This window comes from Cupriavidus sp. 01L45 (assembly GCF_056399885.1).
Map to the genome: position 1 here is coordinate 1 of NZ_JBFTSG010000026.1, position 15,620 is coordinate 15,620.

General features: G+C 61.7%; 12 protein-coding genes and 1 pseudogene. 10 read left to right on the forward strand and 3 right to left on the reverse strand.

Annotated elements, in window-relative coordinates:
- From AC1DT6_RS18685 to AC1DT6_RS18730, 10 genes and pseudogenes are all read left to right on the forward strand, one after another.
- A pseudogene (locus AC1DT6_RS18685) lies at positions 1-1,315 on the forward strand (hypothetical protein); the annotation flags it as partial.
- Between the two features lie 860 nt (positions 1,316-2,175).
- Positions 2,176-2,415 carry a hypothetical protein gene (locus tag AC1DT6_RS18690; RefSeq protein WP_441635217.1) on the forward strand — a complete coding sequence of 80 codons (240 nt, stop codon included), beginning with the start codon at positions 2,176-2,178 and terminating at the stop codon, positions 2,413-2,415.
- Positions 2,416-2,576: 161 nt separating this feature from the next.
- The gene (locus tag AC1DT6_RS18695; RefSeq protein ID WP_441635219.1) at positions 2,577-2,843 is read left to right on the forward strand and encodes a hypothetical protein; all 267 of its coding nucleotides are present in this window, start codon (positions 2,577-2,579) and stop codon (positions 2,841-2,843) included.
- A 16-nt stretch (positions 2,844-2,859) separates the two neighbouring features.
- Positions 2,860-3,348, forward strand: a complete 489-nt coding sequence (locus tag AC1DT6_RS18700; RefSeq protein ID WP_441635221.1) for a hypothetical protein — start codon at positions 2,860-2,862, stop codon at positions 3,346-3,348.
- Between the two features lie 1,385 nt (positions 3,349-4,733).
- Positions 4,734-4,955 carry a hypothetical protein gene (locus AC1DT6_RS18705; RefSeq protein WP_441635223.1) on the forward strand — a complete coding sequence of 74 codons (222 nt, stop codon included), beginning with the start codon at positions 4,734-4,736 and terminating at the stop codon, positions 4,953-4,955.
- Between the two features lie 22 nt (positions 4,956-4,977).
- Positions 4,978-6,465, forward strand: a complete 1,488-nt coding sequence (locus AC1DT6_RS18710; protein WP_441635225.1) for a ShlB/FhaC/HecB family hemolysin secretion/activation protein — start codon at positions 4,978-4,980, stop codon at positions 6,463-6,465.
- A gap of 89 nt (positions 6,466-6,554) precedes the next feature.
- Positions 6,555-7,235 (forward strand): CsgG/HfaB family protein, encoded by a 681-nt coding sequence (locus tag AC1DT6_RS18715; protein WP_441635227.1) that lies wholly within the window; start codon positions 6,555-6,557, stop codon positions 7,233-7,235.
- 24 nt (positions 7,236-7,259) lie between these two features.
- Positions 7,260-7,634 (forward strand): DUF4810 domain-containing protein, encoded by a 375-nt coding sequence (locus AC1DT6_RS18720; protein ID WP_441635229.1) that lies wholly within the window; start codon positions 7,260-7,262, stop codon positions 7,632-7,634.
- Positions 7,631-8,290 (forward strand): DUF799 domain-containing protein, encoded by a 660-nt coding sequence (locus tag AC1DT6_RS18725; RefSeq protein WP_441635231.1) that lies wholly within the window; start codon positions 7,631-7,633, stop codon positions 8,288-8,290. Before AC1DT6_RS18720 ends, AC1DT6_RS18725 begins: the two co-directional genes overlap by 4 nt.
- 315 nt (positions 8,291-8,605) lie before the next feature.
- On the forward strand, positions 8,606-9,355 hold the full coding sequence (locus tag AC1DT6_RS18730; protein WP_441635233.1) for a glycosyltransferase family 25 protein: 750 nt from the start codon (positions 8,606-8,608) through the stop codon (positions 9,353-9,355).
- Between the two features lie 97 nt (positions 9,356-9,452).
- Here the strand turns inward: AC1DT6_RS18730 and AC1DT6_RS18735 are convergent, their stop codons facing one another.
- The 3 genes from AC1DT6_RS18735 to styD all read right to left on the reverse strand — a co-directional run bounded on the left by AC1DT6_RS18735 (position 9,453) and on the right by styD (position 15,507).
- Positions 9,453-11,567 (reverse strand): TonB-dependent receptor family protein, encoded by a 2,115-nt coding sequence (locus tag AC1DT6_RS18735; RefSeq protein WP_477111518.1) that lies wholly within the window; start codon positions 11,565-11,567, stop codon positions 9,453-9,455.
- A gap of 62 nt (positions 11,568-11,629) precedes the next feature.
- On the reverse strand, positions 11,630-13,798 hold the full coding sequence (locus AC1DT6_RS18740) for a PQQ-dependent dehydrogenase, methanol/ethanol family (RefSeq protein ID WP_441635237.1): 2,169 nt from the start codon (positions 13,796-13,798) through the stop codon (positions 11,630-11,632).
- 218 nt (positions 13,799-14,016) lie between these two features.
- Positions 14,017-15,507 (reverse strand): phenylacetaldehyde dehydrogenase StyD, encoded by a 1,491-nt coding sequence (gene styD / locus AC1DT6_RS18745; RefSeq protein ID WP_441635239.1) that lies wholly within the window; start codon positions 15,505-15,507, stop codon positions 14,017-14,019.
- Positions 15,508-15,620: the final 113 nt, after the last annotated feature.

Consider the following 15,620-nt stretch of genomic DNA (forward strand, 5'->3'; position numbering starts at 1 on the left):
GGGGGGGGATAGCGAGATGGAACACAAGTACCTTGCCGACGCGAAGAACTGGGAGGAAGGCGGCGACTACCGTGCGGCGCTGCACGCCGCAGGCGGCGCGCTTGTTGCGGGCCTGGGTGGCGGCAACGCGGTGGCCGGCGCAGTCGGTGCGGGTGCGTCGTCGCTGGCTGCGCCCAAGCTTCAAGAGCTTGGCAATGCGGTGTCAGAGAGTTTGGATACTGGCAATGCGGGGCTGAATGAAGCGCTCGGAAATGTGGCGGCGAACATTGCAGCGGGTGGCATTGGTGCCGTTGTGGGTGGTGGGTCGGGTGCGGCGGCGGCCGCGAATGTGGATCGGTTCAACCGGCAGTTGCATCCGGATGAACAGAAGTGGATCAAAGACAATGCCAAGGCTTTCGCACGGCGGCTCAATGGCGGGCAAGCTCCGTCTGATGTCCAGGTTGCTGACGCAGAGCAGCGCCTTGCACAACAGGGCTTTCGTCAAGTGCAGAACGGTGCTGGCGATGCATGGGACCAAGCTGCGAGCGGCTTCCTGAGCCAGGCGCACATGATGCTCCCTGCCGATCCTTCCTGCGCCGCATGCGGGATTAGTTACTCATTCCAGCCGACCGCAGCGCAAAAAGCCAATGCTGACATGTATGCCAACTATCTGCCGCAGGACCGGAACAGTAGTTTCTACGCGCAGAATGACCTCTCACAACCAACGAGCGCCGCTGTTAGTGCAGCTAACCAGCGAGCGCAGACTATTAACAATTTGATGGGGGCTAGTACGATCGCCGCCCCGGTTGCGGCGGCACTGTTGGTTGGGGCGCCTATAGCAACTGCTGCTGGGGGAATCTTTGGATATGCAGCAATTGGTGGGACGGTGGGTGGTGGAATGGATGCTTCCGGCCAATATGCGCAAACAGGCACCATTCGCCTTTTCCAGTCTCTGTTTGCTGGTGGAACAGGGGCCATCACGGGACCGATTGGTGGTAACGTCGGCTTCATAGGCAACGTGTTGGTCGGTGGGGCCGGTGCGGCTGCAAATACAGCGTTCAATAATATTTTCTATGGCGAAAACAATAGCATTCTATTCGCGGGTGCCGTTGGCTCGACATTCAGCGGTGCTGCGTACCCAATCGGCTTAGGAGTAACAAAGCTGGCGGGGCAGACTCTGCCGTCGCTGGTCTACCCCAATGGGCTGAAGCCAAACATACCCGCCTTGCTCCAAGGTTCGCCAAATCCCTATCCTGCAAACACTGGGGCAACGGCGGGCTCTTTCACCCAAGGATTTGGATCGTTTTTTCCGAGTAAAAAAACGGGAAAGCAATGATGCGAAAGATTGATGATCTACTGCGACAGAATGGTTGGGCTGGTATCTTCTTCAGAGTCGGATTTGAGTTTCTCTTCCTATTTTTTATATTTCACGCTGGCGATGCTTCTGTGTGGATTGAGCGGCATTTTTTCGACCGAAACTTAAATTATTGATCGCGACAAGGAGATGCTGTTAGTGCGCATCTTCATGTGCATGATCGCGGTAGGTTTTTTCGTAGAAGCTATTAACGCGATCAAGCTGCTAGTTGCGTCGCGCGACACAAAAGTCGATCGCTGAACGCTTCAATCGGCAGTTTCATCGGGACGATGCAGATGTGGATTCTGGATAATCCCATGCATTTCGCACAGCAACTCAATGGCGGGAAACGTCGTTGCGAATTGCTCGATCAATCCGACGACCTGCACCGCCGCCGGAGGTATTGGCGGTGTTGTGAGCAGCGTTGCAGATATGGTAGGACAAGTTTTGGTAACTGGTGGAATTCGACCCGGACAAACCGCTATGGCTACGGTTAGCGGGGCAATCTTGAAACCCGTAGGCATGAACACAGGCGCGTATGGAAATGCCGTACTCGGTAGCGTATATTCCATTTTAAATGCGCAGTTTCAAAATATGCTTTACGGGGATAGCAATAGCTTAGTAGGTGCAGCCACCGTTGGCTCCCTCTTTGGCGCCTCTGGCGCGAAATCCGGGTAATATATAAAAGGAAGAGCAGCCCTCCTGTTCCCAGCATACGTTAATTCTGGAATTCCAGCGTTACTTCAGAAGCCAAATCAATCGGCACCTCTCATTGGCATCGGATTCGGTAATGCGGCTCAGGATGATGGCTCCTCCCTCCCACCCCCACAAAAACCAAATAAATGAAGAACACATTGCAGAAAATTTTGTGGGCAGCCCAGGGAATTACTGCCCCTTGGATCATGCTACTACCGCTGGTAATTCTAAAACTACTTGGGTTTAACGTTACCAAAAAATACTTTTACGCTGTTTCAGCTCTGTGTCTGCTATGGATGCTAGAAATTTCAGCCTGGTATTTATATGCGTGGATAAAAACACGGCAGATTGAAAGGAAAAAGAAAATTGACAGACAAAAACCGTAGATGGCCTTCGTGAATTCGCGAGCCGGCATGAAAAAGTCCACTGCCGGCGTATCGTATAACCTTGGATTTCCGCAGCAATGCCGGGTGGCGCGCAACAGGTCATAGTACCAACAATGGAAAACACCGACGAAGATTGACCCGTTCACATTACATAGTGAAACATGGATCAGATCGAGCAATTGCAAGAAAGGGCGCGGATACTGCATGCTCTGTTGACTCGCCATGCAAAGTTTGATGAGGACGCAGAGATGGTTTTGGGTTTTATGACTGGTTTGTTTTTCGATATTGAGCGCGGTGAAGTATTCCCGCCGGTTCATGACAAATATCGATGGTACTTCGCGAATACCGAAGGGCCCCTGTTCAAGTATGACGACCTGGGCGAGGCCCATGCTCAGTATTCGCATGCGTTAGAGGGCTGGGCGACATGACCGGTTCATTCGGCAGTTGCATCCGGATGAGCAGAAGTGGATCAAAGACAATGCCAAGGCTTTCGCACAGCGGCTCAATGGCGGGCAAGCTCCGTCCGATGTCCAGGTTGCTGACGCAGAGCAGCGCCTCGCACAACAAGGATTCCGGCAAGTGCAACATGGCGTTGGCAATGCATGGGACCAAGCGGCAAGTAGCTTCCTGAGTCAGGCTCGCATGATGCTCCCTGCGGATCCTTCGTGCGCTGCGTGCGGCATCAGCTATTCGTTTCAGCCGACCGCCGCACAAAAGGCGGATGCTTGGATGTATGCCAACTATCTGCCGCAGGACCGAATCAATAATTTCTACGCGCAGAATGCTCTCTCACTGCCAGCTAGTGCCGCCGTCGATACGGCTGACCAGGGAGTGCAAGGCACCCCGAACATACTACCCGGAAATACATCAGTCACGACTGGTACAGTTGGCGGGTCATGGCCGCCATTTCTCCCCGGCAAGGAATCGAAATGATAGGTGTGACAAATCTTATGGACAGAGCTTTTAAAAATCCGGGATGGCTTGGAATATCCGCACGCGTGACATTTTGCATCCTGATTATTATTGCCGTGCATTGGTTACGGGATTTTATACTATGGCTATACAATGACATTTTTCGCACCCACACCGTTATAACTATTGAGCAGCATCAACATGCCATATTTACATTTAGCTTCTTAGGCCTATTTTGGCTATCTCTTGAGCTAGTCTACGCGATTATTCTCCTAGTACGCAAAAAACCTCCAAAGAGGTAGCTTTCCGCCCCCTTCACTCTCGCCTCCACATCGAACGCAAGGCATAAATAGATGAAAAATAATAGAAACTTAGTAATCCGTAGCACTATCTATGTGGCCTTAATTTTTTTCGCGATGATGGTTGTGCTGGTATCCTGCCTGGACTTACTCGCCTCACCGATCCTTCGAGAGTTACTGCTTGAACCTTATCAACGAAATTGGTGCGGGATTTTCTCGCGTTGTGCCAGCGGGACTCAAAGGTCATTCATTGAGCACCTTCAAGCAGGCGCGCCCTGGACAAGCTGGGACCTAGTTGCGACAGAGACTCGGCTCAAGAAGGCCGCACTTCTCGGTGCCTTTATCGGTGTTGGCTACGTGGCCATTGCAGCCTTTCAGCACCGGAGACGATGAAAAAGAGAAGAATTCATCCTGCCCCTGCCCTCGCTCGCGGTTGCCCAGTCGCTCCCCTTCTTGCCGCCGGCCACCCCGAACGCCGCCATTGAGCGGCGCCAGATCAGTAGCAGGAAACCGCGCATAAGCGCGCCATGACCCGCCCTGTGATGCATGCCCGGCGCACCCGCGAACCAGCACGACATCGACCAAAGCATCGAAAACATACGCCGCCTGCAGCGGCAGGCCGCCTACCAGCAGTGACTCCCCAACGACTGCAGATTATTCAGAACCTGGTCAAATTTGGCCCTGAATTAATTAATTAGGAAATTTCCTAACCCATTTTCGGATCTGTCCGATTTCAATCTGGACTCAGACTCGGTATCTTCCGTCTTGCGTGGGCGTAGCCCGTCTCCGGCAAGCGGCAACGCGCTTGCGCGGGGGATGCATCGGCACCGAGGCTAGCGGTGCTGGCGCCAACAATGCCTAGTCAAACCCGAAGGAGAGAAGATGATCGGATTTCTTTTGCCACAGCAACACCACTTCTCGATGTTGCGAAAATTTCGATCATTTATTCTCGCTCGCGGATTATCAATGAGCGCTGTTTTCCGCGCCATCTGTTGCACTCCGCATATAAAAGCGAAGCGGTAGTCGCACAAAAGAATACAGAGATTCAACCCGACCAAATCACTAACCTCCGAGTCGAATTGACTGACATGCAAACCGCGTCAATCTATGTCAATGCACTTCCGCAACGCGCGCCGCATGACGCGCGGTGTCGCCCCGTTTGTCCCGTTCATCCTGACGCTGCCTTCGCTCGCGGTTGCCCAGGCCCTGCCCTTCTTCCCGCCGGCCACCCCGCACGCCGCCATCGAGCGCCGTCAGGAACAACAGCAGGAAGCCGCGCGTGAGCGCGCCATGGCCCGCCCTGACGTACTCACGGCTTCCCCCAATTAAAAACGGCATCGCGGGACCGCTGATGCTGCCCGCGGAGTCGCCCTGCTTTCTCATCAAGATGGTGCGTTGGGAAGGTGCGGAGGACTTTGCATGGCTCCAGGCCGAGGCCGGCATCCTGCCCACCCAGTGCGTCGGTGGCAAGGGGCTGGCGACCATCCAGGAGTATTTTTCCGCGCGGCTGCTCGCCCGAGGCTACATGACCACGCGCGTGGTGATCCCGGACCAGAATCTCGCCGGCGGCGAATTGCGCCTGCGCGTGGTGGCCGGACGCATTTCTGGTGTCAAGGCCGAGGGCGCGCCCGGCTGGTGGCGCGTGGCCTTGCCCACCGGCCCCGGCGGCCTGGTGAATCAGCGCGACCTGGACCAGGGCACGGAGAACGTGCGCCGCCTGCAGGGACAGGCCGATGCCAGCATCGATCTCGTTCCCGGCGAGAACCCCGGCGACACCGAGCTGATCATCAAGGCCGGCACCGGCAAACGCTGGCATGCCCTCGTGACAGGCGACAACGCCGGGCTGGATAGCACCGGACGCTACCAGATGGGTGGCACGCTGACGGTGGACTCGCCACTGTTCCTGTACGACAGCCTGACCGTCTCCGGCAGCACCAATGCCAATGCCGGCAACGGCGCGGCGGGGACGCGCTCTTCGGCGATCAGCTACAGCATTCCCTTCGGCTACTGGAACGCCTTCTTCAATGCCAACCAGTCGCGATACCACCAGACGGTGGCGGGTTTCGACAGCGACATCGTCTATGGCGGGCGCAGCACGCAGATCGAGGCAGGACTTGGCTACGTGCCGTTCCGCAATGCCTCGGGCAAGACAAGCCTGTACGGCAAGGTGTTCCGCAAGACCGCCCGTTCCACCCTGGATGGCATCGATATCGAAGTGCAGCACCGCGATTTCGTCGGCTTCGAGGCCGGCGCCGCGCACCGCCAGTACCTCGGCAATACGGTGCTGGATGTCGGCGCGGCATGGCGCGCGTCACTGCCCGCGCACTCCAGGTCGCCCGGCTTTGTGCTGGGCGAGCCCGGCTGGGATGGCAAGTCGGAGATCGTGCTGGCGAACGCCGGACTGATGGTGCCATTCCAGGCCGCCGGGGAGCGCTTGCGCTACCAGGGCAACGTGCGCATGCAGTACGCCCGCACCCGCATCCTGCCGTCCGACTACTTCGTCATCGGCAACCGCTATTCGGTGCGCGGTTTCGATGAACAGCTGACCCTTGCCGCCGAGAACGGCATCACCTGGCGCAACGAACTGGCCTGGCAACTCGCGAATACGGGCCAGGAAGCCTTCCTGGGTTTCGACATGGGACATGTCAGCGGCCCATCCGCCGGGTTCCTGGCGGGCCAGTCGCTGATGGGTGCCGTGATAGGAGCGCGCGGGCGCTGGGCCATGGGTGGCTACGCCGCCCTGACCTACGAGGTCACGCTCGGCAGGCCGGTCAGGAAGCCAGAGTTCTTCCGCACGCACACGCCCAATATCGCGGCGCAGATCGGTGTGGAATTTTAGGCCCCGCAGCCCGGGGGTATCGCGCAATCGATGCGCGCCCAAGAACGTGAATCGTTTGCATGTTTGATTAACCAAGAGGAGAAGACCGAATGAACAGACTGACAGCAGGATCGCTGTTTGCCGCGGCTGGGCTGCTCGCCCTGCTTGGCGGCTGCGCGACCGAATCATCGACTGCCTTGCCCGTGCAGAAGGTCGAGAGTGCCAGCCGCCCCTACGTGGGCGTGCGCACGCCGATCGCAGTCGGGAAGTTCGATAACCGTTCGAGCTATATGCGCGGCGTGTTTTCCGATGGCATCGACCGGCTGGGCGGCCAGGCCAAGACTGTCCTGATCACGCACCTGCAACAGACCAACCGCTTCCATGTTCTCGACCGCGACAACCTGGACGAGATCAAGCGCGAGGCGGGCATCAAGAGCCAGGCGCAGCGTCTCAAGGGTGCCGACTACGTGATCACCGGCGACGTGACCGAGTTCGGGCGCAAGGAAGTGGGCGACCAGCAACTCTTCGGCATTCTCGGCCGCGGCAAGTCGCAGGTGGCCTATGCGAAGGTGGCCCTGAACGTGGTCAATATCGCGACATCGGAAGTGGTGTTCAGCAGCCAGGGCGCGGGCGAGTACGCGTTGTCTAGCCGCGAGGTCATCGGTTTTGGCGGCAGCTCCAGCTATGACTCGACACTCAACGGCAAGGTGCTGGATCTCGCCATGCGCGAGGCCGTGACGAATCTGGTCAACGGGGTCGAGGCCGGCGCCTTGACGCCGCGCAATCCCTGAATGCCAATATCCAGAGGAAAAACTGTGAAGACATTATTCCAGCCGTGCCGCCTGGCGACACTCGCGCTCACGGCAAGCGCATTGCTGGCGGGTTGCGCCGCGCCAGCCAAGCCCCTGTATCAGTGGGAGAGCTACCAGCCGCAGGTTTATCAGTACTTCAAGGGCGAATCGAAGCAAGCCCAGATTGAAGCGCTTGAACGCGATCTGCAGAAGATCATGGCAGCGGGCAATACGCCGCCGCCGGGCTACCACGCGCATCTTGGCATGCTGTACGCCGATGTTGGCAAGGATGACCAGATGGTCCGCGAGTTCCAGACGGAAAAGACCCTGTTTCCGGAGTCGTCCGCCTATGTGGATTTCCTGATGAAGAACATCAAGCAAGGGGGGAGCAAGAAATGAGGGATATGTTCAAGCGCGCGCTCGCGTTCCTGGCCGTCGCAGCGCTGACCGCCGGGTGCGCGGCGCCATCCAGGAATGTCGATTACGCCGCCTACAAGGAGAGCAAGCCGCGCTCGATCGTGGTCCTGCCACCGCTGAACGAGTCGCCTGACGTCGCGGCGACCTACAGCATGCTGTCGCAGGTCAGCTATCCGCTTGCCGAGGCCGGGTACTACGTGCTGCCGGTGGCCCTGGTGGACGAGACCTTCCGCCAGAATGGCCTGACGACGCCGGGTGATATCCATGCCGTCCCGCCAGCGAAGCTCAGAGACATCTTCGGCGCGGATGCCGCCCTCTACATCACGGTAACGGACTACGGGACCAAGTTCCAGGTGGTTAACAGCGCCACGGTCGTAAGCGCGAAGGCGACGCTCGTGGATTTGCGGACAGGGGGCACGCTCTGGACTGGCGCCGCTTCGGCATCCAACAGCCAATCTGGCAACGCCGGCGGAGGCCTGGTCGGGATGCTCGTGGCTGCGGCGATCGCGCAGGTGATCAACAGCGTGTCGGATGCAAGCTATTCGGTCGCGGGAACAGCGAGCCTGCAGCTGCTGTCGGCCGGCAGCCCGGGCAGCATCCTGTACGGTCCGCGCTCCGCCAGGTACGGCTCGGATTGATGGTGCAGCGCCTGCTGCCGCAGTGCTGCCGCCCGCCGGTAGTGTTCACCCGCAAGTGCTCCATGGGCGGCTACACCGCGTTGGCCTGCAAGGTGACGCCTGGCTGGCCGTCAGGAAGCCCGAATTCTTCCGCACGCGGCAGCCCTGCATCGCGGCGCAAATCGGCATTGCGTTCTAGCCCGGACCATCCCTGAAGCCTGGCGGCCACTCCGAGCGAGTTACTAATTGGGGGCGTCCCAGCATGATTCGAAGCTGGGACGCAACGGATAGTGCTTGCCATCCGGGTTCAATCAACAACGTTAGCGGGTATTTCCGATGCAAAGCGCATGCACTATTCCAAGTGATCTTCGCCGCTTGGGACTTGATGGCATCCTGATCATTAACGTTCGCTCGTTTGTCGAGCGCCGCAAGCATATTCAAGCGCAGCTTTTCAGATTCGGACTAGAAGGCGAATTTGTCCATGCGTTTGACGCCGTCGACATCGACAAGCAAATCAATGACAAATACTTCAAGGGCACGGGGCTTCGGCCAGCGCAGAAATCCTGCTCGCTGAAGCATATCGTCGCACTTGAGCGTATTTGCTCTCGAGGCTGGCGACGTGCGCTGATTTTGGAGGATGACGCAGTGTTGGCGGAGACTTTTCCAGCCGGCCTGAAGCAAGCGTTGATCGAGTCGTCGAGACATCGGTGCCCGCACGTCATTTATCTTGGTTGTGGTGGAAACCAGTACACCCCTCGCAGTCAACGGATTGCTGGTCAGCACTTGTACAAGAACAACCGCGGACGCTTTACCGATTCCTATGTCATTGGCATTACCGAGGCATCCGCGAGGCTGGAATGGATGTCTGCGAACAAGATGGATTTGCCGATCGACCTCGCCTTCGATGCGATGGACAGGCTGGTCGGCAATGAGATTCTCTGGTTCGAGGATCCGGTGGTTGAACAGGGTAGCAAGAATGGCGCCTTTGAAACAACACTGCAACCCGGTCGTACTGCGAAGGCGCAAAGATTGCACTTCGCCTGGAAGCGGCTTTGGCAAAAGCATGTGCGTCAGATCTGGCGATAGATCGAGGTCACCAGTATCGGCCGCAAACTTGCGGCACGAAGAAGCACGCGCTGACGCATCGCCCGCCAATGCTTGCTGTGCGCCCCCCATCCACCGCTCAAATCTCCGCCCGCAACCCCACAAAAAACCGCCGCCCCGGCGCCGGCTCGAAATACCGCCCGTTGCTCTCGTTCACGATCACCGAGCCGATGTAGCGCCGGTCGGTGACATTGTCGATGCGCCCATACGCGTACCAGCGCATGCGCCCCACGCGGAAGTTGTAGCCGGCACGCAGGTTGAAGATGGCGTAGCCCGGCGCGTATTGCGTGTTGAGGTCGTCGGCAAAGACGCGCCCTTCCACGCGCATCTCCACGCCCAGCGTGAGGTCGGCCACCGGCTTGTACGTTGCCTCGGCGAACAAGCTGTGGCGTGCGGTGCCGGGCAGGCGATTGCCGGAGGCAACCGTTGCGCCCTGCGCATTGCGGAAAGCGTCGCCAAAGAAGGCGTCGAGCCAGGTGTAGGCCAGCCCGGTGCCGTAGCGTTCTCCGGGGCCGTAGACGCCGCGCCATCCCAGTTCCAGCCCGCGCCGGCGCACACCATTGACGTTCTGGTAGACGGAGCGGCCGTTGTCGTTGGCCAGCGGCACGATTTCGTCGTGGCTGTCGGCATCGAACAGCGCGGCCTCCAGCCGGTGTCCCTGGCCTTGCCATTTGACGCCGATCTCGCCCTGGCGGCTGGTGGATGGCTGCAGGCCAAGGTTGGTGCCGGTGCCGCCTGGGCCGTAGGCCACCTCGGTCAGCGTCGGCGTCTCAAAGCCGCGGCCCAGGTTGGCATAGACGTTGAGCGAGTCGAGCGCTTGCCAGACCACGCCGAGCACCGGGCTCACGTTGTTATACGTGGCGGTGCCGCTGTCATCGGGGCTGGCCGCCGTGATGTAGTGATCGTCGATGCGCAGCCTGACCTTGCTGGCACGCACGCCGCCCACGAGCCGCCAGGCGGGGTTCCAGGTCCAGTCGAACTGGGCAAAGGCGCCGAGGCTGCCCGCCTTGTCGGTCTCGTCGCGGCGCAGCGCGCCCTGCGTGCCGTTCTGGTTCACGAAGCCGGTGCGCGCGTCGCGCATGCCATCGGCGTCGACGCCGGCGCTCCACAGCAGCGGCAGGCCGTTCAACGTGGTGTTGTGGTGCCACGAGAGCGCGCCGCCGCCATAGCTGCGGTCGATATCCACGATGCCGCCCGCCGACGAGGGCGCGATGCCGCTGAAGCCCAGGTACTGGGTTAGCTGGCGCGTGCCGCCGTAGAGGCGGAACTCAAGATTGTCGCGCTCGCTCAGGCGCTGCTCCACCTGCACGCCGCCCTGGTTCTGCCGGACAGTCTTGCCGGTATTGAACTGCGTGGCCAGCGGCACCGCCTGGCGCGGGTTGGCATCGGCCTGGGCGCGGGTAAGGCCGAGCGCGTCCTGCGCCTGCGGCTGGTCGAAGGCGTTGAACAACAGGGTGACGCGGGTGCCGGTGACAGGTTCCGCCACCACCTTGGCGTTGAGCTGGCGGCGCCGGGCCGCGCTGTGGTCGCGGTAGCCGTCGGTTTCAAAGGTCCATGCGTCCAGCACGCCGCCGATCTTGTCGTTACCGCCACCGACGGCCACGCTGGTCATCCATTGCCCGTCGGAGCCGAAGCCGCTCCCCACCCGTGCCATCGGCGCCTTGGGCGGATCGGGCGTAAAGATCTGCACGACGCCCCCCGAGGCGTTGCCGTAGAGCTGGGCGAAGGGGCCGCGCAGCACCTCGATGCGGCTGGCGTTGGTGAGATCGGCAGTGGATGCTTGCCCCTGCCCGTCCGGCATGGTGGCGGGAATGCCGTCGACATACAGCCGCACCCCGCGCACGCCGAACGTGGAGCGGCTGCCAAAGCCGCGCACCGCAAGCTGCAGGTCTTGCGAGTAGTTCTGGCGCTCGCGCGCGGCCACGCCAGGCACGAGTGTCAGCAGCTCCGAGAGGTTGATCAAGGGGCTCGGGGTCGCCAGCGAATCGACCGGGACATTGTCGATCGCGGCCGGCGCGTCAAAGCGCTTCTGCTCGGCGCGGCTGACGCTCACCACCACGTCGGGGAGCGTTTCCTCGGCACAAGCCACGCCCGGCGCGGCCGCGAGCATGGCGGCTGCCAGGCACCACAGACGGTAAGAAGCCAGCCCGGAAACTGGTTTCCGGCTTCGCGCACCGCCCTTGCTGCCTGCCATCTTCCTGCCCTGGGTCCGTTGATCGCTCCCCTTCCTGCCGCGCGGGCGGCCCTGCGCGGCGATCAATTGGCCTTGGGCCGGATCGCGTCGGCGGTGCCCTGGATGAAAGCCTTGATCTTCTCGACATCCTCCATGCTCAGCTTGCCCGTGAAGTCCGGCATGCCGCGCGCCAGGGCGGGGCCTTTGAAGATGAACTTGTCGAGGTTCTGGATATAGGCGGCGTTCAGATAGCCAAGGTTGGGAATATTGCCGCCGCGATCCACGCCAGGCACGCCATGGCACAGCACGCAATTGCTGACATAGAGCGCGGTGCCTGCCGCGACATGGGCGGGGTCATATTTCACGCCCGCCAGCAATCCTTCCGCGCGGTACTGCACGAAGGCGGGCATCGGCGCCTTGCCACCCACGGCGAAGGTGTAGACCGTGCCGGGCCCCTGCCGCTCGGTGGCGCGCTGGGCCTGCCCGTAGACGCCGCCCCAGCCGACGGCGACGGACACGTACTGCTTGCCGTCGACCATGTAGCTCACGGGTGCCGCGATCACGCCGGTGCCCGTGGGGGATTCCCACAGCTTGGCGCCGGTGGCGGCGTTGTAGGCGATGAAGCGGCCGTCGGCCGTGCCCTGGAACACCAGGTTGCCGGCGGTGGTCAGCGTGCCGCCGTTCCACGGCGAGACGTATTCCTGGGTCCACGCGGCTTTCTGCTGTACCGGATCCCAGGCAATCAGGCGGCCGAAGGGCTTGCTCGCGGGCGGCTCGGCGTTGAGGAACTTCGCCGTGTTCCAGCCCACGTTGCCATGCGGCTGGCCAGGCTGCTTGCCGTTGAACGTCCAGTTCTTGTCGTCCATCAGGTTCAGCGGCACATGCTGCGCCGGCAGGTAGACCAGTCCGGTCTGCGGGTTGAACGACATCGAATGCCAGTTGTGCGCGCCATAGGGACCGGGGATGGCGTCATAAGGCTTGTCCGTGGCACGCGCCTCGGGCAGCTCGATCGGGCGTCCGTTCTGGTCGTAGCCGCTGGCCCAGTTCACATCGACGAAGTTCCTGGCCGAGATGAACTGGCCGTTGGTGCGGTCGATGACGAAGAAGAAGCCGTTCTTGGGCGCGTGCAGGATGACCTTGCGTGCCTTGCCGCCAATGTTGAGGTCGGCCAGTATCATGGGCTGGGCGGAGGTGTAGTCCCAGTTGTCGCCAGGCGTTTCCTGGTAGTGCCAGACATATTTGCCGGTATCGGGATCGAGCGCGACGATGGAGGCCAGGTAGAGGTTGTCGCCGCCGGCCGGGCTGCGCTTGCTGCGCGACCAGGGCGAGCCGTTGCCGGTGCCCACGTACATCAGGTTGAGCTCGGGGTCGAAGGCCAGCGTGTCCCATGCCGTGCCGCCGCCGCCGGCTTCCCACCATTTGCCGGCCGGGTCCCAGGTCTTGGCTGCCCTGGCCATCGACTCGTCCTCGAACGGTTTGCCTGGGTCGCCCGGCACCGTGAACCAGCGCCATTTCTGCTCGCCCGTGCCCGCGTCGTAGGCGGTGATATAGCCGCGCACGCCGTATTCCGCGCCGCCGTTGCCGATGATGACTTTGCCCTTGAACACGCGCGGCGCGCCGGTGATGGTGTAGGAGTGGCTGCGGTCGATGATGGTGTCTTTTTCCCAGACCTTGCGGCCGGTGCCCGCATCGAGCGCAATCAGCCGGCCATCGTAGGCAGCGACGAACACCTTGCCCTGGTAAAGCGCCACGCCGCGATTGACGACATCGCAGCAGCCCTTATAGCCGATCGACCTGTCGACCTTCGGGTCGAAGGTCCAGATGCGCTTGCCGCTGCGGGTGTCGATGGCGTGTACCACGCTCCACGAGGCGCTGACATACATGATGCCGTTCACCACCAGCGGCGTGGCTTCCACCCCGCGCGTGGATTCCAGGTCATAGGACCACGCCAGCCCCAGGTCCTTCACGTTGTCGGCATTGATCTGCGAGAGCCGGCTGAAGCGGGTTTCCGCGTAGTCCAGGCCGTAGCTGGGCCAGTCGGGGGTCTTGGCGGCGTTGGTCTCGATAAAGGCGCCATCCACGCCGCGGGTCACGGCACGGATGTGGTCGGCGCTGGCAACCCTGGCAGGCGGCTTGGTTTGCGCGGCCGCGAGCGAGGCCGCGGCCAGTCCTGCCGCCAGCATGGCCAGCTTGCCGGTGCGCCGCGCGGCGCCCGGCCAGCAGGAGAAAGCCCGCTTGGATTCTTGGCTCATTGTGTCTCCTCTTCTTTTATTTATTCTTGCTTCTTCTGGGGGGGAAGCCAGGCTGGTTCTGTGCCAGCGGCTGGCCAATGGTGCGGCGGACATTGCCCGCCGCACCACCGGATTGCAGCGATCCTAAGGATGGCGGCAGAGGCGCGTTATACACACTCGGGATTACCCCGAGGATGACGCCAGGCACGCCCCTGCCTTTTGCGGCAGTGCCGCTCTGCTCAGTAAGCCATGCAGACCGACTTGATCTCGGTGTAGGCCTCGATCGCCGAGCGGCCATGTTCGCGCCCGACGCCGGACGCCTTGTAGCCGCCGAAAGGCATGTTGGGATCGACGATATTGTGCGTATTGACCCAGACCGTGCCGGCATCCAGGCCATCGACCAGGCGCTGCACCGCGCGCAGGTCGTTGCTCCAGATGCTGGCGCCCAGGCCGTACTCCGAGCGGTTGGCCTCGGCCAGCACGGCCTCGGGATCGTCGAACGGCATGGCCACCACCACCGGCCCGAAGACTTCCTCGCGCACCAGGGTCAGGTCCTTGCACGCGGCGTTGGCCACCACCGTGGGCCGCACGAAATAGCCGGGACGGTCCAGCGCATCGCCGCCCGCGACGATCTCCGCGCCTTCGCTGCGCCCGGTGCCGATCAGGCCCATCACCTTGTCGCGATGGCGTGCCGAGACCAGCGGCCCCATCTGGCTGGCGGGATCGAGCCCGGAACCCAGCACCGTGGCATTGGCCACCTTGCCCAGCCCCTCGACCACCCGGTCATAGTGCCGGCGCGCCACGTACAGCCGCGAGCCGGCCGTGCAGACCTGGCCCTGGTTGAGGAAGATGGCGCCGGCCGCGCCCTGGATGGCGTGCGCGGGATCGCAATCGTCCAGCACGATCACCGGGCTCTTGCCGCCCAGCTCCAGCGACACGCGGCGGATATCCTGGCCGCAGCGCGCGCCGATCAGGCGCCCGACTTCCGTGGAGCCCGTGAAAGTAATCTTGTTGACGCCGGGATGCGCCACCAGCGCCGCGCCGGGCACGCCGTCGCCAGTCACCACATTCAGCACGCCCGGCGGGAAGCCCGCTTCGAGCGCCAGCTCGGCCAGCCGCAGCGCGGTCAGCGGGGTTTCCTCCGCCGGCTTTAGCACCACAGTGCAACCGCAGGCCAGCGCCGGCGCGATCTTCCAGACGGCCATCAGCAAGGGGAAATTCCACGGCACGATGGCGCCCACCACGCCCACCGGCGAGCGCCGCGTCATGGCGCTGTAGCGCGTTCCCGGCGGAAACGGCACCGACACATCCAACGTGCTGCCTTCGATCTTGGTGGCCCAGCCGGCCATATAGCGCAGCCATTGCGCGCTGCCGCCCACCTCCAGGCCTTGCGAGAAGGCCAGCAGCTTGCCGTTGTTGAGCGTCTCCAGCCGGGCCAGTTCGTCGCCGTGCTGCTCGACCAGGTCGGCCAGCTTGAGCAGCAGGCGCTCGCGCTGGGCCGGCATCATGGCGCGCCATGTGCCGCCGGCAAAGGCGCGCCCGGCGGCCGCCACGGCGGCATCGATATCTGCCGCCCCGCCGGCGGGCACGCGCGCGATCTCCTCGCCGGTGGCGGGATCGAACACGGCAAAGGTCTCGCCAGACTCGGCCTGGCGCCACTCGCCGTCGATCAGCATGGCATTGCGGATGGCCTGGTTCAGGCCGCTGCGGGCTTCCACGGGTGCATTCATCTTCGTCTCCGGTTGGTCTTGGCTTGATGCCTCGTTGTGGAGACCGAAGTTAGCACCGCGTCCTTGTCACGGCTTGTCTGGCCGTGCAGAAAGCTTGTCGATGCGTGCAAAGC